The following is a 22,644-nucleotide window of genomic DNA, read 5'->3' as shown; positions in this document are numbered from 1 at the left end:
GCAGGATCGGTTAGGCCGACTCCAACACCACCGCGATGCCCTGGCCGACGCCGATGCACAGTGCGGCTACACCCCAGCCGCCTACACCTTTGAGCTGATGGGCCAGCGTGACGGCGATCCGGGCCCCCGATGCACCAACGGGATGCCCGATGGCGATGGCCCCGCCGTTGGGGTTGACGATGCCCTGATCCAGCTCAGGCCACTCCTTGAGGCAGGCCAACGTCTGGGCTGCAAATGCTTCGTTCAGCTCCATAACTGACAGGTCCGACCAGTCGACTCCCGCCCGCTTCAGGGCCGATCGCACTGCCTCCACCGGGCCAATGCCGTACATGTGGGGGTCAACACCGGAAACCGCCCGGCTGGCCACTCTAGCCAGCGGAGGTCTCCCGATCAGCTCCAACCCTGCCTCCGAAGCCAGCAGGAGGGCGGCAGCGCCGTCGTTCATCGGCGAGGCGTTCCCCGCGGTGACGGTGCCGTCGGATCGAAACGCCGGCCGCAGTCGGGCCAGCGCGTCGGCAGTGGTGTCGGGGCGAATGCACTCATCAGTAGCCAAGTCCGCGCCCCATGGAGGCACCACCTCATCGTCGAACCGACCCGCCCGCCATGCGGCAGCGGCCTTCTGGTGGCTACGCAAGGCATAGGCGTCTTGTACCGGCCGGGAGATCTCGTACTTGTCGGCCAGTATCTCAGCCCCCTCCCCCAGTGCCACCGTCCACTGGTCGGGGTGGCGGGGGTTGACCAGCCGCCATCCCAGTGTGGTGGAGTGCATCTGCTGATGGCCCCGCTCGTAGGGCCGCTCCGGCTTGGCCACCACCCAGGGCGCCCGGCTCATCGACTCCACCCCGCCAGCGATCACCACATCGGCGTCGCCCACCGCCACCTCCCGGCTGGCTCCGACCACCGCCTCCAAACCCGAGCCGCACAGCCGATTCTGGGAGACGCCGGGCACCGAGGTGGGCAGTCCGGCCAGCAAACTGGCCATCCGGGCCACGTTTCGATTCTCCTCTCCCGCCCCATTGCTGTTGCCAAAGTACACGTCATCGATCCGGGCCGGATCCAACTCGGGACACCGCTCAACCAGCGCGGCAATCACCCCTCCGGCCAGGTCATCGGGCCGAACGCCGGCCAGTGCTCCCCCGATGCGGCCCACCGGCGTCCTCACCGCGTCGACAACGAACACCTCGGCGGTCACTGGCCATCCTCCACGACGGCTTCTGGCTCTGCCGCTTGAGGCGGTGCGTTTGTGCTTGGCCCGCCTGCCAGGCGGCGGCGCACCGGGAAGAACTGCAACGGCCGCCACTGCTGAAGCAAGCCGTAGACGCCCTTGGGAGCAACCGTGGCCATCACCGCGGCGATGCCGCCCAGGATGATGAAGCGCCAGGCATCGGCGTCGCCGAGTTGCTCGTCGATGATCCAGTACACCAGCACGCCGATGATGGGCCCGGTGGTGGATCCGACCCCGCCGATCACCACCATGAATATCACCAGCGCGGTCCACCGGGTGACGCTGAATGCTGACCCCGCGGTGGTGGAAGTGGTGTGAAGCAGAATCACCGCTCCGGTACATCCGGTCCAAAACGCCACCACCACCCAGGTGATCAACTGGGCTCGCCCAATGCTCACCCCCAAGCTTCGGGCCCCGCCCTCGTTGTCCCGGGCAGCCCGCAAGGCCAGACCCAGCCGGCTGCGCAGCACCAGCACCACGATGGCCGTGCCCCCCACCGCCAGAGCCAGAGCCAGCCAGTACACCGAATTGGTGCGGGTCTCCAGCGAGTATCCGCCCAGCGACTCCCGAGTGAGCGCCCTCACGTCGCCGCCTCGGAAATCGTTGCTCTCGGTGGTTAGCAACCGCATCACCTCGGCCACCACCCAGGTTCCGATGGCGAAGTAGCCACCCCGCAACCGGAAGGCGAACGCCGCCACCGGAATCGACAATGCCGCGGCCAATAATCCGGCCAGAGGTATCGCCACATACGGGTCCACGCCCCCCACCTCGGCCATCTGGAGTAGCCCGTATACGCCAATGCCCACAAACATCTGCTGGCCGATGGAAACCAGCCCCGCGAATCCGGCAAGCAGGTTCCACATCTGGGCCAAGGCCAGGTAGTACAGAATGGCCACCAACGGCGTTTGGAGGCTGCCGTCGGAATCCCACCACGGCAGCGTTGCCAACACCACCACCAGGGCGCCGAAGCCGATGAGACCGACGGTGGACTCCGGGGTGCGTCGGGAGATGCGATAGCCGCTCATCCCTGCCTCCGTCCCAACAGGCCCGATGGTCGCACCGCCAGCACCACCAAGAAGATCAGGTGGCCGAACAGCGGCCCCGATAGCACGTTGTACTCCACGTCAACCTGGTTGCCCACCGTCTGGGCCACCCCCAGGATGATTCCGCCTAGAAGCGTGCCCCACAGCGAGCCCAAGCCGCCGATCACCACCGCCTCGAATGCGAAGATGAGCTGGGCCGGGCCGTCGGTAGGACCGAACGTCTGGCGGATGCCTAGGAAGAGCCCGGCCACCGCTACCGTGGCGAAGGCGATGGCCATGACCACGGCATAGATATTGCGGTCGTTGATGCCCATTAGCCGGGCCGTGGAGGGGTTGTCGGAGGTGGCCCGGAAGGCCCGGCCCATTCTGGTGAACGACAAGAAGAGCTGAAGCCCCACCAGCACCACCACCGCCACCCCCAGAATCAGCACTGGGAACCAGCCCACCGCAATGTCATCGGTGAACTCGATGCTGCGGGTCTCGAATGAGCCGACATCGAGGCCTTGGGAATCGGCCGAATACTGCTCAAGCAAGGCGTTTTGGATCACCACCGCCAAACCAAACGTGACCAATATGGATGGAAGGGGATCGGCGCCAATCGACCAGTTGAATCCGAACCGCTGGAGCACATAGCCGCCCGCCGCCATGATCGGCACCACCAAAGCCATGGTCACAAAGGGGTTGACATCCAGCGTGGAAGCAAAGGACACCGCCAGAAAGGCGGACAGGATGGCCAGGTCTCCGTGGGCCAGATTGACGAAGCGCATCACGCCGAAGGCCAATGACAATCCGGTGGCAAACAAAGCGAACAGCCCACCCAGCAAGATGCCCTGAACGATGGCGTTGACCCACTCCATCAGCCTTCGCCCCCGTCAGCTCCAGCTTCCGACCGGTGACCCATGCCGAAGTAGGCCGCGGTGATGTCAGAGCGCTCCAATCCGCCCGACGGCCCTTCAAGAGACACCCGCCCCTCCAGTAGGCACACCACTTGGTCGGCCACGGTCATGGCTTGGCCGATGTCCTGCTCCACCACTAAGGCGGTGGCCCCGTGGGCGGTGATCTCGGGCAGTGCGGCATAAAGCTGGCGCACCACCACCGGGGCCAGCCCGAGCGACACTTCGTCGAGCAAAATCAGCCGGGGGTTGGCCATGAGCGCCCGCCCGATGGCCACTGCCTGCTGCTCGCCGCCCGATAGCACCGACGAAGGGCGGCCCAGAAGCGGTGCCAGCAGGGGGAACACCTCCACCACCCGCTCGACCGTCCAGGGGCCCGGGCGCCGACCGTGGCCTCCCACCAACAAGTTCTCCCGCACATTCAGGCTGGGAAACAGCAGCCGGCCCTCGGGAACCATGGTGATGCCCTCAGCCACCCGCTTGTGAGCCGGAATCGAAAGCAGATCCTGGCCGTCGAATCGAACCGATCCCGACCACGTCGGAACGAGCCCGGTGATGGCCCGCAGCAGCGTGGTCTTGCCCGCGCCGTTGGCCCCGATCACCGCCAGGGTCTCGCCCTCGTTCACCGTGATCGAGATGTCGTAGAGCGCTCGAAAATCGCCGTACCCCGACGACAGCTCCGACACCTCCAGCAACGGACTCACTCCGGCTCCACCCCCATGTACACCTCTTGCACCTCGGGGCTGGCCATGACCGTCTCGGGATCGCCCTCTGCGATCTTGACCCCGAAGCTCATGGCCATGATCCGGTCCACCACTCGCAGCAAAGCGTGAACGATGTGCTCGATCCACACGATGGTGACTCCCTCGGCGTGGATCGATTGGATGGTGCCCACCAACTCGTCCACCTCGCCCTCGGTGAGGCCACCGGCAATCTCATCGAGCAGCAGGATGGTCGGCTCGGTGGACAGCGCCCGGGCCAGTTCCAGCCGTTTGCGCCCCAACAGGGGCAGCGATCCGGCGGTGCGATTGGCATCGGCCAACATGCCGGCTCTCTCCAGAGACGACACCACGACATCCACCGCGTCGGCCTCCCGCCGGGGAATTCCGGCACCAAACACCGCTCCCACCAGCACGTTCTCGAACACGGTCATGCCCTCGAACGGCCGGGGGATCTGCGAGGTGCGGGCGATGCCCTTTCGGCAGCGGGCTTCGGCGGGAGTCCTAGTGACGTCCTCGCCTTGGAACAGCACTCGTCCATCGTCGGGTGACAAGTCGCCGGCCAACAGATTGAGCATGGTGGTCTTGCCCGCGCCGTTAGGACCCACGACACCGAGGGCGTCGCCGGTTTCCACCGACAGCGACAGGTCGTCGATCACCCTCACCCCGAAGGACTTCACCAGCCCTTCGACGGTCAACAGCGCTGACACCTCAGCTCACCCCCTACCGTCCGCAGGCCGACTGCTGGAACAGTCCGACTGCGTCCGCTTTGATCAGCTTATGGGAACGATGTCAGCGTCCTTGGGGACGCTAGGTAGCTGGGAGTTCACGTTGATGGCCAACTCCAGCGGATACCGGGTTCCGGTCACCCACTGCCCCGACACCAACGGTGTCTTGGCGAAGTTGGGGATGGGGAAGGCGCTGAAGTTGATGTTGCCGACGACGGTGTCCAGATTGGTAGCTCCGATGGCGGCGATGAGCGCCTCTTTGTCCGACGAACCGGCCCGCTTGGCGGCATCCACTGCCACTTCGAACAGGGCATGGGCAAAGCCCAACGGCTGGGTCCACTGAGCACCGGTGGCCGACTCAAAGGCCGCGGCCAGCTCGGCTGCACTCTGCCTGGTGACGCTGGATGAGAACGGATGGCGGTTGGTCCACCAAACTTCTGAGCTGAGGCCCTCGCCCTGAGGGTAGGTCTCCACCGCGGAGGGGAATAGCAACGCCTTGGCCATGGTCATCACCGGGGGGTTGAATCCCTGCTGCAAGGCCTGGGCCTGGAAGGTGGCGAATACCGGCGGAGGCACCACACCGGACACGATCTCCACTCCGGCGTCCTTGAACTGGCTGATGATGGCGCTGTAATCCTGGGTGGCCAGGTCGAATCGCCCAACGTCAACCACGGTGAACCCTGCGGCCTCCAGTGCGGGCGGGAAGCCCACCACCGGATCGCTCCAGGCATTGCCGTCGGGATCGTTGGGCCACATGCCGCCCACGACCTTGGCCACGCCAGCTTGGTTCCACAGCTCGATGAAGTTCCCGATGATGTCTTCAAGGCCCCAAAAGAAGTGGTAGTTCCACTCTGAGGCCACCGGGGGCTCGGGAAAGTCTGGGCCAAGACCACCACCGGTGCCCAGATAATGGGCCTGCCATGGGGCCACGCTGGTCAGGCACGGCACCTCGCCCAGATCACAGGCTGCCGCAACCGGCACCGAGATGTCGGGAGTTCCGGCGGCCAGCACGATGTCGGCGCCCTCGCTGATAAGTGCCGCCGTAACCTCGCCAGCCTTGGCCGGGTCCGACTCGGCGTCCTTGTCAGCAATCTCCACGTTGCCGCCCAAGGCCGCGGCCATCGCCCCCAGCACGAAGGTGTCCGCCTCTCCGAAAGGAGCCAGCGGGCCAGTGCGGGGCGTGACGTAGCCGATCTTGATCGGCGGGATTTCCGGCGCGGCAGCCGTTGGTGCGGCGGTGGCCGGAGCGGCGGTTGGTGCCGCAGTCGCGGCCGCCGGTGCGGCATCGTCGTCGTTGCCGCAAGCCGCGGCCACTAGACCGCCGCCTATCGCCACCACCGCGGCATTGCGGATGAACTCCCGCCGGGACGTGCCCGGATTCTGTTGGTTTGTCATGAATTGGTTCCCTTTGTTGATGGCGGACTGCCCGGCCTCCGTCCGAAGTAGGCGTTGTCCAGCATCTGCCGGATGCCGTCTTCTTCGGGAGGCCGCACGTTGGCCGCCGCTTCAATGACGACCCGTCGGGCCGCTTCTTCGAGACCATCAGCAGGCATGCCGATGGCTTCGAGACTGGTTGGCGCGCCGATGGTGGCGGCCAAGTCGAACATGGCGCCAGGCACGCCGGGGGCATCCACCCCCACCGCACCGGCGATCCGGTCCATGCACCTGGGAATGGCCGGGGCGTTGTAGGCCAATGCGTGGCCCAGTACCACCGCATTCATGTCACCGTGGTTCAGGTTGAACATCCCGCCCAACACATGGCAGGTCTTGTGATGCAGGGCGGTCCCGGTGCCCGCCAGAGAAACCGCGGCCAGATAGGCGCCGTAGAGCACATGGGAGCGCCCGTCTAGATTCTCGGGCTCGGCCACCACAACCGGCAGTCCAGTGTAGAGGGCGGCGATAGCCTCGACAGCCATGGCCGAGACCACCGGGTTGGCTCCCGGACCGTAGAGCGCTTCCACCGCGTGGGCCATGGCATTCATCCCCGACGGCCCGGCAATGAAACCAGGCAGTGTCAGAGTCAGCTCAGGGTCGTACACCACCACGTTCGGCTTGACCCGGGCATCCTTGCCGGTCTGTTTGTGGTCGCCCTCGGTGAGACCCCAGATGTCGGTCATCTCCGACCCGGCGTAGGTGGTGGGCACAGCAATCAAGTTGACGTCCAGCGAGCGGGCGATGATCTTGCCAAACCCGGTGGCCGACCCGCCCCCAATGGTCACCACGGAGTCGGCTTCAACTTGGCGGGCCTGAGAGATCGCCGCGTCCGCCTGGGCGATAGGCACATGCTGGGCCACGTCGGAGAACCGCCCGACAACCAAATCGCCCAGGACTCCGGTCACTTCGGCGGCAATGGCATCTTCGGCTACGTCGGCCACCACCAAGACCCGACGGCTTCCCAGTGCGGCTGCCTCGTCGGCCAGCGACCGACGAGATCCAATCCCGAATACCACCCTGCCGGCCAGCACGTCATAGGTGAAGTTCATGATGCCGCCTTCAGCTCTCGCAGCACAGCAAGCTCTTCAGATGCGGGGGGCGGCGTGGTGGACAGGTCGTCGGCCACCGCCAGTTCCCATCCTGTGGCCGACTGCACATCGTCCACTGACACTCCGGGGTGAACGCTGGTCAGGGTCAGCTCCTTGGTGACGGGGTCAGGACGCAGCACGCACAAGTCGCTAATCACCGCCGACGGTCCCCGGCCCCTCAGACCTAACTGCTCGCGGTTTCCGCGGCCAGTGCCGTGCCCCAGCGAGGTGACGAAGTCCAGTTGCTCGACAAAGGCCCGCCGACTGTGGGGCAGGGTGATGATGACCTCCCCGCAATTTGCTGCGATCTCTGGAGCCCCTCCCGCTCCGGGAAGCCGCACAGAGGGAGTGTCATAGGCACCGATAACGGTCGTGTTGATGTTGGCGAATCGGTCGATTTGGGCGGCGCCCAGAAAGCCGACATCGATTCGACCGGCCTGGAGCCAGTAACTGAAGATCTCCACCACGCCGACGTTGGCCACCGCGGTCTCCGACAGCACACCGTCGCCGATGGAGGCCGGCAACCGGTCGGGCCGCGACCCAATGCAGCCGGACTCATAGATGAGCACCGCGTTCGGAGCATGCATCCGCCGGGCCAAGTTGGCCGCAGTGGAGGGCAACCCGATGCCGACAAAGCACACCACACCGTCGCCCAGCTCCCGGGCTGCGGCCACCGCCATCATCTCGTCTGATGTCCACTGGCCGTTCTGGTGGTCGCTGCTCATGACGCCTCACCGGTCACGCCCGCCAGCCAGTCGGCAAAGGAGTCACGACTGCGGGCAATGGGGTCCCACGAGGCATAGAAGTCGTTGTCGCGTTCGCTGTAGTCGTGGGCATACGACGGATGAGGTCCGCCGGGCACCACTGCCACCGCGTCTACCGCCCAAGCCGGCAGCACCACTCCGCCAGTGCGAATTGCGAACTCATCCACCACCTCTTCCACGGTGACAATGCTGTGGCGGCTGGCCAGCACGCACTCCTTCTGCACGCCGGTTATGCCCCAATACATGACATTGCCGTCACGATCAGCCTGCTGGGCGTGGATGATGCCCACATCGGGGTGAATGGCCGGCACCGCGGTGAGTTCCTCCCCGGTGAACGGGCAGGAAATCGAAGCGATGGTCTTGGTGTGGTCGGCCAGGCTGGTGCCCACATATCCCCGCAGCACGCCGAAGGGCAGCCCAGCCGCCCCTGCCCGCCACCGCTCGGCCAGCCCGGCGTGCGAATGCTCCTCCACCTCAATGGGGCGCGGGTACTGGTTCTCCACCGCGTCCCGCATCCGGTGCAGCGACCCGACGCCGGGATTGCCCCCCCAACCGAAGATCAGCTTGCTGACACAGCCGGCTCCAATGAGCTGGTCGTACACCAGATCGGGGGTCATGCGCACCACAGTGAGATCCCGGCGCCCCTGGCGGATGATCTCATGGCCAGCCGAAAACGGGATCAGATGGGTGAAGCCCTCCAAGGCGACGGTCTGGCCGTCCTCCACATAGCGGGCCACCGCCTCTCGAAGTGACAGGAATTCGCCCATCGCCGCTCGCTGCCTTCAGAGTCGCTCGGACCCGGACTTAGAAGGCCACCGGATGGACCGGAGCCTCGCCGTTGGCGATCATCTCGGGAATGCGGGGAGAGCCGTTCTCCCACACCAACAGCATCGAGCGCTTAGGGGCATAGCCCTGGTGGCGAATATCGGCGGGCATAGCCGATACGTCGCCCGCCTTCATGATCACGCGGGCCCGCTTTGCCCCGGTGTCGCGGTCTTCCACGTCCCACTGGATCTCGTCGCTGAGCTGCACGAACCACTCCACTCGGTCGTTGCCGTGGATCACCGGCAAGATGAACTCCTCGGTGGTCGGGCAGTACAGGCTCTCCTTGCAGGCCGACACCACCGACGGGTTCCAGGTGACGTCGGAGCGCGACAGATAGGCAAACAGGTTGAACGAGTTCACCTGGTCCTCGTAGCCGGGTTCGGCTGAAATCACCGGCTCGTCCTGGGAGACATCGGCGAAGCCCCGGTTGATGGGGAAACCAGACTCGTCAGATCGGATGGGCTCGTCACCGGGCATGCTCACCATGCGCTGGGCCACCACCCGCTTGCGGGTCACCGCCTCGTCGTTGTCACCCCGACTCGGCCCGTAGGCGCTGCCCGTCTCCATGGGGGCGGCAAACGGGTCGTAGCCCTCGTTGGTCCAGTCTGAGAGCATGGCGGTGAAGCAGCCCAGCAATTCGTCGTGGTCGAAATTCTCGTTGTAGTCCACCTCGGCCCGGCGATAGGCCTCGTTGAACCGCCCGGCAAACATGTCCACGTTGCCGTAGTGGTTCATGGTGCCGATCACCTCGTCGAAGTTGACGATGCCGTAGAAAAAGCCCCAGGCCACGTCCCGCTGCACACAGCGGAGCCATTGAACGATGTCCATCTGGTGGCTACCGGTGGGCCAAGTGATGGTGACGAAGTACTCATCGCGGCTGAAGGTGAAGCCCCCCACGGAAAAATCTCTGTAGCCGCTGGCGTTAGGGGCCGTCTCTGTCATGGTCATTGCTGGTCTCCTCTCAGACGGTCTGGCAGATATCGGCCCAGCGATACACCGTGTCGGGGCCCTCGATGGTTTGCAGCAGCACGACGGCCACACCGTCGCTGTGGAATCGGTACGCCTTGCCGGCCGGCAGGAGCGTCATATGGCCTTGCCCGGCCTGAACTCGGCCCATGGGATTTCCATCCGGCTGGCCGTCAAGCCCGATGGATCCTGAGGCATCGGGATCCACCAACGACTTCTCAGGGTCAAATAACTCGATTTCCACCGACCCATCCATCACCAGGGCGAACTCGTCGTGGGGGGTGGCCCGCCATTCGCTGGTGCCCTCGGCTCGAATCACTTCCAGCACGTACTCAAGGTTCTTGGCCACCGCCACCTTCTCGTACGGCCTGGCTGCCGATGCCACCTCGAACATGTTGGAGAAGGCGTAGTACTTGGGATCGTCACTGATGACTTCCACTCCGCCTTTGTCGTACTGGTCCAGCGAGCCAAACACCGTGGTGTACTGCCCCCCTGTCTGGTCTGTCATCTGAGTCCCCCTTTGCTCAATCGATCAGGCCTTGTTGGTCCGACAACCTAACCGCGAACCTTGTGCTAGTGTGTTCGATATGCGAACATTTGTTCGTAATATGAACACTAGGGCAATTGACACAACGAGTCAACCCCGACCATGAGCGATTACGTCCAGTCGCTGGCCCGGGGTATTTCGGTCATCCGGTCTTTTTCCACCGAAGCCCCCCGACAGACCCTCTCCGAGGTAGCCCGACAAACCGGACTCACCCGAGCCACTGCCCGCCGTCTCCTCATCACGTTGGAAGAGCTGGGCTATGTCCGCAGTGACGGGCGCCATTTCGAGCTCACCGCTCGAGTTCTCGACATCGGGTACTCATATCTCGCCTCGCTCAATCTCAACGACATCGCCCAGCCCTTCCTGGAGTCATACAGCGAGGCCCTGGGAGAATCGACATCGGTCTCCGTGCTCGACGACACCGACATTGTGTACGTCCTGCGGGTGCCCACCAAGCGGATCATGACCGTGTCCATCGGGTTGGGGTCGAGATTCCCCGCCTACCAGACCTCGATGGGACGAGTGCTGCTGGCAGAACAGGATGACAGCGAGGTGCTGGATCGGTTCAACCGAAGCGATCAATCGCGGACAACCGAGTTCACAGTGGTCACCGGAGAAGCCCTTCTCGAGCGGTTGCACGCGGTACGCCAGCAGGGTTGGGCCCTCGTCGACCAAGAACTGGAGGTTGGGGTCCGCTCATTGGCCGCCCCCTTGCGCGATGCCAGCGGCACGGCAATCGCGGCCGTCAATGTGTCCACCCATGCCGGTCGCACCAACCTGCAAGAACTCACCGAAGATTTCCTGCCCCGGCTCCTGGAAACTGCCGCCAGCATCAGCCGGGCCATCGCCATGCGATGATTGGCATCTCACCGGCGACAAAGCGGAGAGGAGGCGGGTCGGTCGATGGCAGCTGAGGCCTTGAGCGGCAGTGCGATTACTGAGCGAGTAATCCGCCTGGGCCGTTCGTTGCAGGCTGGGGGGGCATCAGTGGCCGTGGTAGAGATCATCGACGCAGTGCGGGCGGCCTCGGCCATCGACCTGGGGCAGAGAACGGAACTGCGGGTAGCTCTGCGAGCCACGATGGTCAAGCATCCCCGCCACAATGAACTCTTCGATGCTGTCTTCGACCGCCACTTCCCCGCCCACCCAGCCGATTCCGGCCCGTCAGGCATTCCCCTCGGGTCATCCGATGCCGCTGACCTAGCCATTGCGAACAGTGATCTGCAGACGCTAGCTGTCAACCTCGTAGAGGCCCACGCCGGGTTGGACGGCGACCGCCGCAGCGAGGGACACCACTTGCAACGGGCCTACCGGGGCGCCGACCTGGCCCGCATGATGAGCGACGCCCGTCGGACCGATCCTTCCTTGTCATCAGCGGAATTGCGGGCGCGGATCGATCAGCTCAAGCGCCTCATGGCCGCCGAGGTGCGGGCGCGCCTGGGTCCGCCAGACCACGAAGTGTTCGCCGGTCCCACCGAGGACATCGAATTCCTCAAGGCTTCGCGGGCTGAACTGGATCGAGTTCGAGAGGCAATCCGGCCGTTGGCCCGAGTCATGGCCGCCCGCCTCACCCGCAAACGGAGGTCGCTCTACCGCGGCCGGGTCAATCTCCGCCGCACCGTCCGACTGTCGCTCAACTCTGGCGGCGTGCCCTTTGACGTGGCCTATCGGCGACCCCGCCCTCACCGACCAGAGCTGTTGGTTCTCTGCGACATCAGCGGTTCGGTGGCCGAGTTCTCCCTTTTCACCCTCACCCTCATGTCAGCCCTCTCCGCCGAGGTGGCCCGTACCCGATCATTCGTGTTCGTCGACCGCATGGACGAGATCACCGATCTCTTGGCCAAGACCGAATACAGCATCGAACCGTGGCAGATCATGCGCAATACCAACGTGATCGCCGACGACGGGCACTCCGACTATGGCGCGGTGCTCAGCCAATTCCGCGACGAGGTGACCCAGTCCTACTGGGGACCGGCACCCACTCTGCTCATCACCGGCGACGCCCGCACTAACTACCGCGACGCCTGCCCCGGCGCGCTGGAAGCCATCTCCCGGTGCTGTCGGCGGGTTTACTGGCTCAATCCCGAGCCCCGGGCCGAGTGGGACAATGAGGACTCAGAAATCTCGACCTATGCGCCCTATTGCCACGGGGTGTTCGAAGTCCGCAACCTTCGCCAGCTCCTTACCTGCGTGGAGGAACTGATCTAGCGCCTGGCCGCTATGGATTGGTCAGGCAATTCCCTGCGGCGGGGTGAGTGGCCCGCTCAGCGGGGGGAGGTTGTCGTAGAGGTCGGCAACGAGGTCGCTGCGCACCGAGGCTGCCGCGGGATCGTCCCACCGGTTCACCATCTGAAGAGGGTCTTCGGCCAGGTTGTAGAGCTCACCCTCGGTTCCCTCGAACTCAATCCTCGCCGGCAGCTCGATCCCCAGCATCTGCCCCAACATGGCCGTGGGCAGTCCCCAATCAGTGGCGTTGGCCTCATAGGCGGTGCAAATCCAGCCGTCGCGCACCAGCGTGCGCATCCGATACCCGGTGTCCAGCGTGCTCTCCCAGTCCACCAGGGCTCGCTCCCGACCCGATCCCGGTCTGGTTGGGAGTGTCTCGCCATCCATCTCCTCGGGGGCTGGCACTCCGGCGATCGAGCAGATGGTGGGGGCCAGGTCTTGCAGGCCCACTGGTTCCGATACCACCGCCGGGTCAACCCCAGCCGATGGAGCGGGTCGCCAGATCAAGGGCACCCGCATGAGAGCGTCCACGTGATAGGGCCCCTTGTACAACAGGCCGTAGTCGCCCTGAAACTCCCCATGGTCGGCGGTGTAGAAGACGTCGGTATCGTCGGACCAGTCCCGTGCCGCGATGGCATCGAGAACACGACAGCAGGCTTCGTCGACCAACTCATTCGAGATGTGAACGATGGCATTCACTTCTCGGAAGTTGTCCTCGGTAAGGCGACTGGGGACAACGCTGGGCATACATGCGCCCTCCAAGTTGGCCCCGGAACCGTCGTACCAGGCCAGCCAATGACCTGGCTTCTGGCCCAGCACTTCGGTGGCCTCATCGGGGGCCAGATAGCCCTCGGGAAGATCCAGGTCCCGCCAATTCACCCGGTGGCGCTCCGACGCGGGCGGATCCCAAGGATGATGCGGGTCGGGGAAGCTCATCCAGCAGAACCAGTCGCAGTCGTCGTCGAGCGAGTCGAGCCAAGCCGTCACCCGCTCGGCCACCCAATCGGTGTGGTAGAGCTCCCGGGGCACCGGGTTGTACACCAGCTCGGGAACCCCCGTGTCCCCGCCAAGGGTGGGATCGAGCGGCTTGACGAAGCCAGCCGCAGCCTCAGGGTGGTGCTCGTTCAACCACTTGGCATAGTGATTCATGCCTGCCGGTCCGTGGACGGCCAGCTCAGCATGGTCGAATCCCCGATACGGTCCGGTGCTGTCTTCGGCGGCCAAACGGTTCTCTGCGAACCGAAGGTCTCCGGCTAGGACCGGCTCGAAGTGGGCCTTGCCCACGATGGCGGTCTTGTAACCGACGCTGCCCACCAGGCTGGCGATGCTCAGAGCGTCTTCAGCCAGCGGTATCCCGCTGGCCACCAGACCATGGGTCCTGGGATGCTGGCCGGTGAGAATAGTGGCCCGAGAGGGCATGCAAATGGTGTTTTGCACATAGGGCCGCTCGTAGCGGATTCCGTCCGCTGCCAAAAGGTCGACCACCGGCGTGCGAGCCACCTCCCCGCCGTTGCAGCCCAGGGCATCCCAACGCTGTTGGTCGGTGGTGATCAACAAGATCTTGCGTCCCATGGCCTTCCCATCTGTTTGTCGAGCCCAATGGCGAGAGGTCAAGGGGGATGATACTGATCACCGAAGTTCACCTGCACGAGCCATGAACAGGGTTTGACTACCGTGTTGGCCGTGGGATTGGACATCCGGCAGCTCGAGTGCTTCATCGCGGTCGCCGAGGAAGGGAATCTGGGCCGCGCCGCCGCTCGGCTCCACATGACCCAGCCGCCTCTCACCCGTCGCATCAAAAGACTGGAAGCCGATGTGGGAGCGACACTGTTCATACGCACGCCGAGGGGAGTAGAGATCACCGCACCGGGGCAGGCGCTGCTGGAGCAGGCCCGCCGCATCGTCGCCTTGAGCGACCTCGCCCTTGAGATCACCTCAGCCGCTCACGCCGGCGAGGTCGGGCAATTGGTAGCCGGCTACTTCGGCTCTCCGATTTTCGGCGACGTGCCTCGGCTGCTGTCCGAGTTCTCCCAGGAGAATCCGGGGATCGAGATTCGGCTAGAGCGAGTTCCCAAGACCGAACAACCCGACGCGCTGCGCGACGGGCGCATCCACATCGGGTTCAGCCGGATTTACTCCCCTGCCGACGACCTAGTGACCCTCGATATTGCCCAAGAAGCGCTGTTCGCCGCGGCCAGCGTCAGCCACCGGCTGGCGAGCAGGGCGTCGATAGAACTGGCCGATCTGGCCAATGAACCGCTGGTGCTGTTTCCCCGGGCCCGACCCAGTTTCGCCGACGAGGTACTGCAAATGTGCGCGGCCGCCGGTTTCAAGCCTCAGGTGCACAGCGAGGTTGAGGACGCGGTCACCGGGTTGGCCAACGTGGCGGTGGGATCGATCGTGGCCATCGTTCCCGCGTCGGCAACCAATATCGCGCTTCCCGGCCTGGCCTTCATCCCCATCGCCGATGCCCCCCGACAGGCGTTGTCTTGCATCTACCGGGCCGACGACCCATCGCCGGTGTTGGCCAAGCTGTTGGAGTACATATCGGCATGGCCACCTCCTGGCGATAGGGAAACGGCATGACTAGTTGCCAATTAGGGTATTGGACGGTATGAGCGAGGTTGCTTAGCCTCGCCAGCGATCGCCATGGAGACTTGGATTCGCTTCGGACTCCTCGGCCTTGGCCCTGGGGGGATCTACGCGTTGTCGGCGCTGGGCATCGTTATCGCTTACCGCGCTTCGGGGACGCTGAACTTTGCCAGCGGTGCCATGGGGGCGTTGGCCGCCTTCCTCTTCTATGAACTGCGCGATGCCTACGGCATCGCCTGGGAGCTGGCCTTGGTGGCCACATTGGGCCTGGGGGCGGCCATGGGGGCCGCCCTGCAAATCGGCGTGCTCAGGCAGCTGCGAACCAGCTCGCCGCTGACCAAGCTCATCGCCACACTAGGCGCCCTCATCGTGTTCCAAGGCCTAGCCGTGGCCATTTGGGACGACGAGCAGCGCTTGGTCCGGCCAGTGATCAAAGCCGTTCAGGTCAACTTCACCGACACCCTCAGCGTGGGACGTGACCGGCTCATCCTGCTCGGGTTGGCGGTAGTCCTGGCCGCCATCCTGGCGATTATCTACCGAAAGACCATGTTCGGGTTGGCCACCACGGCGGTGGCTGAGAATCGACGGGCCGCGGCCAGCGTCGGCTGGTCGGCCCCCCGCATCGAGCTCTACAACTGGATGATCGGCGGCGCTCTCAGCGCCCTGGCCGGGGTTCTGCTGGCCCCCATCACCGGCTTGAAGGCCTCCACCCTCAGTCTCTTGGTCATCCCAGCCCTGGCAGCGGCCCTCATCGGAGGATTCTCCTCGTTCACCCTTACCGTTGCCGGCGGTCTCATCATCGGCATCGCCGAGTCGGAGTTGTCCCGCTACAACGGTGACATCCCCGGCATTTCCCGAGCCGTCCCATTCCTGATCATCGTGGTGGTCATGATCGCTGGGGGCCGGGCCCGTCCGACTCGGGCCGATCTGCCCACCCGATTGCCTCGGCCCGGAACCGGGCGAATCCTGCCCACAATCTCCCTAGTGGGGGGAGCAGGAGCAATCGTCTTTGCCCTGCTGGCCTCTGACACTTGGGTAACCGCGCTGATCTTCGCCGGCATCGCCGGGCTCATGATCCTCTCCGTAGTGGTGGTCACCGGTTACGGTGGCCAGCTCTCGCTGAGCCAGTGGGCGTTGGCCGGCTTTGCTGCGTGGGTGTCGAGCCGCCTGGCCATTTCGACCTCGTTGGGATTCTGGGAATCGGCGATCATCGCCGTCATCGCCACCATTCCCGTGGCCGTCATTGTGGGCCTTCCCGCCTTGCGAAGCCGAGGGGTCAATTTGGCCATCGCCACTGTCGGCCTAGCCCTACTGATCGAGGCGATGATCTTGGGGAACGGCGACCTCACTGGTGGGTTTGACGGTACCAAGACGGTTCCGCCCAACTTCTTCGGGCTGGAGCTGGATGCGGTTATCACCCCGACTCGCTATGCCATTTTCGCCATCGTGGTGGTGGCCTTCTCCGCCATGATCGTCGCCAATGTCCGCAGAAGCCGCACCGGGCTGCGCCTGTTATCGGTGCGAAGCAACGAACGGGCCGCGGCCGCTCTGGGAATCAACGTCTTCGGCGTCAAGCTCTATGCCTTCGCCCTGGCATCGGTGTTCGCCGCCTTGGCCGGTGTGCTGGCCGCGTTCCAGAACCGGTTCGTGCTCTTTCAGCAATTCAACGTCTTCGGTTCGATCGAATACGTCACGTATTCGGTGATCGGAGGCGTCGGCTGGGTGTTGGGAGCGATGTTGAGCGGCTTGGCCGCTCCCAATTCCATATTGCCAAAGGTGCTGGACACCCTGTTCGACTTGGGCGACTGGATCATCGTCCTGCTCGGCGGCGTGGTCTTGATCATCATCATGGCCGCCCCCGAGGGCATCGCAGCCCGATGGGCTCAGGTTGGACGGAAGATCCGAAAACCTCCGGAGCCCAAACCCTCGCCGGTCATCGAGCGGCGCCCCCACACTGATTTGACCATCCGCATCGAGGATCTGTGCGTGCAATTCGGAGGGGTGGTTGCCCTCGATCATGTGAACATGGAGGTTCCACCTCGCTCGATCACTGGCCTGATCGGGCCCAACGGGGCGGGGAAGACCACCCTGCTCGACGCTGTCACCGGCTTTGTCAAGCCCTCGTCGGGGCGCGTGGTGGTAGACGAACATGACATCACCTCCATGTCTCCAACCCGAAGGGCGCGACTCGGTCTGGGCCGGTCGTTCCAAACCGTCGAATTGTTCGAGGAGATGTCGGTTCGGGAGAACCTCCTCACCGCAGTCGAACGCCACGACAACAAGCGCTATCTCATCGACCCACTCAAGCCCGGCCTGCTGCCGGTCAGCGAGCTGATGCTGCAAGTGGTCGACGATTTCAACCTCGAGCCCCACTTGGGGACATCACCGTCAGAGTTGCCTCAAGGACTTCGTCGCATCGTGGGCATCGCTCGGGCTATCTTGAACGAGCCCTCCGTGCTGTTCTTGGACGAACCTGCTGCCGGCCTGGATGAGCGCGAGACTGCCGAGCTCGGACACCTGCTTCGCCGGATCGTGGACGAGTACAAAATCGCCATCGTCTTGGTCGAACACGATGTGCCGCTGGTGATGGACATCTGCTCCCACATCGTGGTCTTGGACTTCGGCGGCATGATCGCCGAAGGGGACCCCGAGTCGATCAAACGAGATCCGAAGGTCGTGGCTGCCTACCTGGGCAGCGAATACGGGGAGGATAGAGATTCAGACGGTGAGCCGGCACCGACGGGGGCAACGGAGTGAGGCCGCTACTGACCGCCCGGGGGCTGTGCGCCGGATACGGCGGCACGACCGTGGTAAGAGACGTGGACATCGACGTTCACGAGGGAGAGGTGGTGGCCCTGCTCGGCGCCAACGGGGCCGGCAAGACCACCACCCTGCTGACCCTGAGCGGCGACCACCCCGCCTCGGAAGGCGAGGTGCTCCTGTTCGGCCAGCCCACCAAGGCTCCCCTCTCGGTCCGGGCTTCTCAAGGACTGGCCATGGTGCCGGAAGACCGATCGGTTTTCTCCGGCCTGACCGTTCGAGAGAACCTGCGGGTCTCGCGAAGCGACCAAGACCAGGCCCTCGAGTTGTTCCCCGAGCTGGTTTCCCTCATAGATCGCAAAGCGGGCTTACTGTCCGGAGGCGAACAGCAGATCTTGAGCCTGGCCCGGGCCCTGTCCCGCAGTCCCCGTCTTCTGCTCGCTGATGAGCTGTCGCTGGGCTTGGCCCCCAAGATTGTGAACCGCCTCATTGAGGCGGTGAGCGATGCGGCCGTCAATCGCGGTGTGGGGGTCTTGCTGGTGGAGCAACACGCCCAACAAGCACTGCGGGTGGCTGATCGCGTCCTGGTCCTGCGCCGGGGCCGCATCGTCTTGAACATGACCGCCGAAGAAGTCAGCAAGGATTTATCCCTGCTAGAAGACTCCTACCTGACTGGAGGCTGAAGATCGGCGGCCGCCACCTCGTCGGCCCGCAAACCGGCGGCATCGGCCAGTCGGTCCATCCGCTGAAAGGTGGCAAAGACTCCGGCGACGTCCACAACCGCCGGTGGGCCAAGCACTGTGCTCAATTTCTCGCGGGCAACCCCCAAGTCCGCGCTGCGGTCCACAGCCGCCTCCACAAAGGCATCAAGCACCGCCTCGCCGGCTACTGGCTCAGTTTCCGGCCTGCCCGCCCGGAGCAGGGTTCCATGCGCTACCGCTCAATAGACGCAGCCGTTGCGCTCGGACACCCGGGTGGCGACAAACTCGATCTGGGGTCGATTGAGTGATCGCCCTGGCGACCACGCCATGTCGGCCACAAACTGGGTGGGGACGTAGTGCAACTCGGTTAGGGCCATGGCCATCCGCATGGCATCGGGAACCAGGCTGAGGCTGCGAATCACGTTTCCCGTCCGCGCGCCGGAAAATAGATCAGCTTCGGACTCTTCCCGGGTCACGGGGTCTAGCGTCGGCACCCAGTGCAGGTTGCGGACCGCATTGGCCGGGCGGTAGTTGTCGGGAGACCCCGGCCGGGGTGCGGGCAGGGGGTCGAGTGCTATTCCGAGCACGCGGTTGAACTCGTCGATGTTGAGCGCGCACGTCACCACCCCGAGCAACTCCACGTAATGGTCGTCGGTGATGCCGGCTTGGTTCAGCTCGTCGAGCCAGGTGCGGGTCAGCCGGGGGGCATCAGTCACCACCCGGTGGACGGCGTCCACCACCACATCGTCGAGGACCGACTCAGTGCCGCCGCAGAGCTCTCCCCACGCGGGGGAAAGCGCCGCTCTCCGCTCGGCGCACCGGCCGCAATCCCAAGCCCGACGGGCCGCCTCCACCATGGCCACCCGCTCTTCACCGGTCCACCACGATCCGGAGCCAGCGATCTGCTCCCAAATTCGGCTGTGCAAGCCATCCAGCCCCGAGGGCAGCGGCCAATTCACGCCGGGAGGCGCTGGTTCAAGTACGCGAGAGTTCTCTTCCATGAGTCGACGGCCGCGGCCGAGTCAACCCGGTCTTCCACTATTCCCTGAAGGAACGCGTGGCCAGCGTCGGGATAAATGTGGGCCTCATAGTCGACGCCCTGGGCGGTGACGGCATCGCCGAACCGGTTCATGACCTCGACTCCGATGTAGTCTTCCTCGCCCCAGAAAGAGAGAATCGGCCCCGTCATGTCGGCTACCAGGTCGATGGGCCGGGGCGAGGGCACTCTCACCGGAGCGGAGATTCCCTCGGGGAATCCGTAGTAGCTCACCGTCACCAAGTCGTCGCGCTGGGCGGTCAGCACGAAGGCGAACAAGCCCCCCAAGCAGAACCCCAGCACTCCCGCTCGGTTGGCTCCGAATCGCTCCTTCACGAAGTCCAGCGCAGCAGAGGTGTCGGCGATGCCCCGCGGTTCATCCATCTTGCTGCGGCGCTCGAACGCCGCTTCTCTGGTGTTCTCCGTCAACTCCCCCTCGCGCCAAAAGACGTCGATGAGAAGCGCGGGGTGGCCGGCGGCGGCCAGTCGCCCTGACACCTCATGGTAGAAGGGAACCATTCCATAGATGTCGGTGATCAAGACGACTGGCCCGCCGGAAGGGGCGTCTTGGGGTTCGTACAGCATGCCCGGCAGCACGCCGTCAGAAACCTCCACTTCAACTGGGACTCGCCGCGCTCGGGCCTCCGAGGTCGACCCAACCCAGTCTTCGTGGCACACGTTGTCAGCTAGAGGGGCGGAGCCGCCAGGAGTACTCGGCTGTCTGATACGGAACCGGCACCCCATACGTCGAAGCGATCTCTGGGTCAGAGCCTTCGCCGATGGAAATGATGAGCTCGTCCTTCACCCCGCCGACTATGTCTCCTTGGCCTTCGATGATCGCATCGCCCTCGAAGTAGATCTGGGTAGTGAGTGGGTCGTATCCCTCTTTGTTGAGTTTGAAGTGGAAGTGGGCTGGTCGCCAGGCGTGGCGCCCGATCATTAGGAGGAACTGGCCGGTGGGGCCAGCATGGGGTATCTGGTAAGGCGCGGGCCGAATGCTGGCAAACCGGAACTCGCCGTTCTCATCGGTTTCCATGATCCCCCGAAGATTGTCCTCCGGTGGTACCGGATTGAACCCGGAGTACGTGCCGTCGTTGCCCGAATGCCAAGTGTCCACGCTGACTCCGGCCAGCGGATTGCCGTCGAGGTCGGTGATCTTGCCCGAGAAGATGATGGGATCGCCGGGCTCGTCCTCGCGCATCGGCAGGCGGTACGGCGGATCAATCTTGCTGTGCTCCTTGAAATATGGGCCTTGCACTGCCCCCTTTGTGCCCGGCTTGTGGTCGAAAGTGATCCGCTCCACTGCCGCCTCGAAGAAGACCATCATGAACAGCGGCATCTCGCCGGAGCCTGCGAGCTTGCCCATGAACTGGACCGCCGCCATGAACTCCTGGTGGTTGACGTCGTGGGCCGCCAATCGGTCTTTGATGGTTTCGATGATGTCCACGGCCACTTTCGTGACTCGGTCATTTTGCTCGGTCATTTGGCTCCCTCGTTTCTGTGGTGGCATTTGGCCCAGTGATAGTCAAGCACAGCCATTCCCGCCAATACCTTTTGTGACCGCTGGACATACCCAATGTGAATGAATAGCCGCGAAGCTTCAACCGCCTGTTTCCGGGTCGGATTCGCCGAGCCAACTTGGGTGGGCGGCCAAAGGCGTTACCGAGATTTCGAGGTAGGGAAACAGCGGCAGCCCTGACAAGATCTGGTGGAGTTCGTCGTTGTCCTCCACATCGAAAACGCTGTAGTTGGCCCACTCGCCCACGATCCGCCACAAACCAGTCCACTTCCCCGCCCGTTGCCACTGGTGGGAGTACTCCCGTTCTTGCTCCAACAGCGTTGCTACCAAATCCGGATCGAGATCGGACGGCAGATCGACCTTCATACGTACGAGGTACTCCACGGCCAGCCTGCTCAGCTGGAGGAAGAGGGGCGCTGAAACTCGGCGACCTTGTCCCAGTCGACTTCAATGCCCAACCCTGGCCCTTGGGGCACGACTAGGTCGCCGTTTTCGTATTCGAGCGGTTCGACCAGTATCTCTTCGGCCAACAGAAGCGGCCCGACGAGCTCAGTCCCGAGGTCTAGCTGGGGCAGCGCGGCGAACAGGTGCGCCGAAGCCGCAGTGCCGATGGGCGACTCCAGTGCTGTTCCCCCGTAGCAGCCCAATCCGGCCGCAGCGGCAATTTGGCCTACCGCGAGTCCCCGTAGCAGCCCGCCAGCTTTGGCTACTTTCACCGCCACACCGTCGCAGGTCCGAGTACGGGTGGCCCGGAGCGCATCGCTCGGTGTGCAAACCGACTCGTCGGCAATCAGGGAGATCCTGGTTGCCCGGGAGGTTAGATGGGCGAGACCTTCAAGATCGTCGCGGCGGATCGGCTGCTCCACATAGGACACACCGAGTGTCTCGAGTTCGTCGATCACCCACCGAGCGGTCTCCAGCGACCACGAGGCGTTGGGATCGACGAGATAGTCCTCCTCGGGGCCGAGCGCGTCGATCACCGCGGCCACTCGCTCCACATCCTCTTTAGGATTGACCGCCCCCATCTTCAGCTTCAGCGCGGTGTGGCCTTGATCGAACCGCTCTCTCACCTCCCGCACGATGGACTCGATGTCGGCCGCCCCCACCGCCCACCGCACTGGGATGCGGTCGCGGGCCGGACCACCACCGAGCAGGGTGGAAATTGGCAGACCGAGTTGGTGGCCGAGGGCGTCGAACAGCGCCATCTCGACCGCGGCTTTGGCAAAGTGATTGGCGTAGGCCACGGCATCGAGATGCTGGACCACCGTGGGAAGAGAGACCGGGCCGAGCTCTCGCAATGCCGGAAGAAAGTGGTGCTCGATCATGGCCTGTTGGGTTTCGATGGCCTCACCGCTCCACCACGGACCGCCCGGAGACACTCCCTCGCCCATCCCTATGGCACCTTCGCCGGTTTCCAATCGCACGAGCACGTAGGCCTGCTGGTTGATTTCCAGTCCGGCGAAACGATGCGGGCGAATGCTGGGGACATCGATGATCGTGGTGGTGATGTCCTTGACGGTGAGAGTCTGCACTTGCTTGGTCTCCCTGCCAGCGTTCCAATTTTCCAAAGCCGGGCGC

23 protein-coding genes are annotated in these 22,644 nt (G+C 64.2%); 5 read left to right on the top strand and 18 right to left on the bottom strand.

Translation table 11 applies throughout. The annotated features are described in order from the left end of the window. Positions 1-10 precede the first annotated feature (10 nt). The 11 genes from ACOGXH_RS03910 to ACOGXH_RS03860 all read right to left on the bottom strand — a co-directional run bounded on the left by ACOGXH_RS03910 (position 11) and on the right by ACOGXH_RS03860 (position 10,193). Positions 11-1,192 carry a thiolase family protein gene (locus tag ACOGXH_RS03910; protein WP_419927810.1) on the bottom strand — a complete coding sequence of 394 codons (1,182 nt, stop codon included), beginning with the start codon at positions 1,190-1,192 and terminating at the stop codon, positions 11-13. Beyond that, entirely contained in the window at positions 1,189-2,250 is a 1,062-nt protein-coding gene (locus tag ACOGXH_RS03905; protein ID WP_419927809.1) for a branched-chain amino acid ABC transporter permease, read from the bottom strand. The genes ACOGXH_RS03910 and ACOGXH_RS03905 overlap by 4 nt, the downstream gene beginning before the upstream one ends. Then, a complete protein-coding gene (locus ACOGXH_RS03900; protein ID WP_419927808.1) occupies positions 2,247-3,125 on the bottom strand; it encodes a branched-chain amino acid ABC transporter permease in 879 nt (292 codons plus the stop codon). The genes ACOGXH_RS03905 and ACOGXH_RS03900 overlap by 4 nt, the downstream gene beginning before the upstream one ends. Then, positions 3,125-3,856 carry an ABC transporter ATP-binding protein gene (locus tag ACOGXH_RS03895; protein ID WP_419930316.1) on the bottom strand — a complete coding sequence of 244 codons (732 nt, stop codon included), beginning with the start codon at positions 3,854-3,856 and terminating at the stop codon, positions 3,125-3,127. The genes ACOGXH_RS03900 and ACOGXH_RS03895 overlap by 1 nt, the downstream gene beginning before the upstream one ends. A 5-nt stretch (positions 3,857-3,861) precedes the next feature. Beyond that, entirely contained in the window at positions 3,862-4,590 is a 729-nt protein-coding gene (locus ACOGXH_RS03890) for an ABC transporter ATP-binding protein (RefSeq protein WP_419927807.1), read from the bottom strand. A 63-nt stretch (positions 4,591-4,653) separates the two neighbouring features. Continuing rightward, positions 4,654-6,003: an ABC transporter substrate-binding protein gene (locus ACOGXH_RS03885; protein ID WP_419927806.1), complete on the bottom strand. Its 1,350-nt coding sequence runs from the start codon at positions 6,001-6,003 to the stop codon at positions 4,654-4,656. Next, positions 6,000-7,091: a maleylacetate reductase gene (locus ACOGXH_RS03880; protein ID WP_419927805.1), complete on the bottom strand. Its 1,092-nt coding sequence runs from the start codon at positions 7,089-7,091 to the stop codon at positions 6,000-6,002. The genes ACOGXH_RS03885 and ACOGXH_RS03880 overlap by 4 nt, the downstream gene beginning before the upstream one ends. After that, positions 7,088-7,855: a CoA-transferase subunit beta gene (locus tag ACOGXH_RS03875; RefSeq protein ID WP_419927804.1), complete on the bottom strand. Its 768-nt coding sequence runs from the start codon at positions 7,853-7,855 to the stop codon at positions 7,088-7,090. Before ACOGXH_RS03875 ends, ACOGXH_RS03880 begins: the two co-directional genes overlap by 4 nt. Further along, positions 7,852-8,661 carry a CoA transferase subunit A gene (locus ACOGXH_RS03870; protein ID WP_419927803.1) on the bottom strand — a complete coding sequence of 270 codons (810 nt, stop codon included), beginning with the start codon at positions 8,659-8,661 and terminating at the stop codon, positions 7,852-7,854. Before ACOGXH_RS03870 ends, ACOGXH_RS03875 begins: the two co-directional genes overlap by 4 nt. A gap of 37 nt (positions 8,662-8,698) precedes the next feature. Then, positions 8,699-9,667, bottom strand: a complete 969-nt coding sequence (locus tag ACOGXH_RS03865; RefSeq protein WP_419927802.1) for a hydroxyquinol 1,2-dioxygenase — start codon at positions 9,665-9,667, stop codon at positions 8,699-8,701. Between the two features lie 13 nt (positions 9,668-9,680). Continuing rightward, a complete protein-coding gene (locus ACOGXH_RS03860; protein WP_419927801.1) occupies positions 9,681-10,193 on the bottom strand; it encodes a hydroxyquinol 1,2-dioxygenase in 513 nt (170 codons plus the stop codon). Positions 10,194-10,334: 141 nt separating this feature from the next. Here ACOGXH_RS03860 and ACOGXH_RS03855 point away from each other — a divergent pair, with 141 nt between their 5' ends. Together ACOGXH_RS03855 and ACOGXH_RS03850 are read left to right on the top strand one after the other, a co-directional pair. Continuing rightward, positions 10,335-11,090 carry an IclR family transcriptional regulator domain-containing protein gene (locus tag ACOGXH_RS03855; protein ID WP_419927800.1) on the top strand — a complete coding sequence of 252 codons (756 nt, stop codon included), beginning with the start codon at positions 10,335-10,337 and terminating at the stop codon, positions 11,088-11,090. A 45-nt stretch (positions 11,091-11,135) separates the two neighbouring features. After that, positions 11,136-12,440, top strand: coding sequence for a vWA domain-containing protein (locus tag ACOGXH_RS03850; RefSeq protein ID WP_419927799.1), 1,305 nt, complete (start codon positions 11,136-11,138; stop codon positions 12,438-12,440). A gap of 21 nt (positions 12,441-12,461) precedes the next feature. Here the strand turns inward: ACOGXH_RS03850 and ACOGXH_RS03845 are convergent, their stop codons facing one another. Beyond that, positions 12,462-14,030: a sulfatase gene (locus tag ACOGXH_RS03845; RefSeq protein ID WP_419927798.1), complete on the bottom strand. Its 1,569-nt coding sequence runs from the start codon at positions 14,028-14,030 to the stop codon at positions 12,462-12,464. Positions 14,031-14,141: 111 nt separating this feature from the next. On the opposite strand from ACOGXH_RS03845, the gene ACOGXH_RS03840 reads away from it, so the two are divergent. The 3 genes from ACOGXH_RS03840 to ACOGXH_RS03830 all read left to right on the top strand — a co-directional run bounded on the left by ACOGXH_RS03840 (position 14,142) and on the right by ACOGXH_RS03830 (position 18,493). Continuing rightward, positions 14,142-15,044, top strand: coding sequence for a LysR family transcriptional regulator (locus ACOGXH_RS03840; protein WP_419927797.1), 903 nt, complete (start codon positions 14,142-14,144; stop codon positions 15,042-15,044). Between the two features lie 63 nt (positions 15,045-15,107). After that, positions 15,108-17,807, top strand: a complete 2,700-nt coding sequence (locus tag ACOGXH_RS03835; RefSeq protein ID WP_419927796.1) for an ABC transporter permease subunit — start codon at positions 15,108-15,110, stop codon at positions 17,805-17,807. Continuing rightward, on the top strand, positions 17,804-18,493 hold the full coding sequence (locus tag ACOGXH_RS03830; RefSeq protein ID WP_419927795.1) for an ABC transporter ATP-binding protein: 690 nt from the start codon (positions 17,804-17,806) through the stop codon (positions 18,491-18,493). The genes ACOGXH_RS03835 and ACOGXH_RS03830 overlap by 4 nt, the downstream gene beginning before the upstream one ends. On the opposite strand, the gene ACOGXH_RS03825 is transcribed toward ACOGXH_RS03830, so the two are convergent. The 6 genes from ACOGXH_RS03825 to ACOGXH_RS03800 form a co-directional block, all read right to left on the bottom strand. Next, a complete protein-coding gene (locus ACOGXH_RS03825; RefSeq protein WP_419927794.1) occupies positions 18,475-18,684 on the bottom strand; it encodes a hypothetical protein in 210 nt (69 codons plus the stop codon). The genes ACOGXH_RS03830 and ACOGXH_RS03825 overlap by 19 nt on opposite strands. Before the next feature lie 66 nt (positions 18,685-18,750). Beyond that, the gene (locus tag ACOGXH_RS03820) at positions 18,751-19,470 is read right to left on the bottom strand and encodes an alkylhydroperoxidase-related (seleno)protein (RefSeq protein ID WP_419927793.1); all 720 of its coding nucleotides are present in this window, start codon (positions 19,468-19,470) and stop codon (positions 18,751-18,753) included. After that, positions 19,467-20,162, bottom strand: coding sequence for a dienelactone hydrolase family protein (locus ACOGXH_RS03815; protein ID WP_419927792.1), 696 nt, complete (start codon positions 20,160-20,162; stop codon positions 19,467-19,469). Before ACOGXH_RS03815 ends, ACOGXH_RS03820 begins: the two co-directional genes overlap by 4 nt. Before the next feature lie 67 nt (positions 20,163-20,229). After that, positions 20,230-21,030: a dioxygenase gene (locus ACOGXH_RS03810; RefSeq protein WP_419927791.1), complete on the bottom strand. Its 801-nt coding sequence runs from the start codon at positions 21,028-21,030 to the stop codon at positions 20,230-20,232. 117 nt (positions 21,031-21,147) lie between these two features. Further along, on the bottom strand, positions 21,148-21,450 hold the full coding sequence (locus ACOGXH_RS03805; protein ID WP_419927790.1) for a muconolactone Delta-isomerase: 303 nt from the start codon (positions 21,448-21,450) through the stop codon (positions 21,148-21,150). An 11-nt stretch (positions 21,451-21,461) separates the two neighbouring features. Next, a complete protein-coding gene (locus ACOGXH_RS03800) occupies positions 21,462-22,598 on the bottom strand; it encodes a muconate/chloromuconate family cycloisomerase (protein WP_419927789.1) in 1,137 nt (378 codons plus the stop codon). Between the last annotated feature and the right edge of the window lie 46 nt (positions 22,599-22,644).

It is taken from the genome of Candidatus Poriferisocius sp. (genome assembly GCF_965208355.1).
Lineage (GTDB): Bacteria > Actinomycetota > Acidimicrobiia > Acidimicrobiales > Bin134 > Poriferisocius.
The sequence above is the reverse complement of the archived record's forward strand: the minus strand, read 5'-3'. Positions and strand labels throughout refer to the sequence as shown.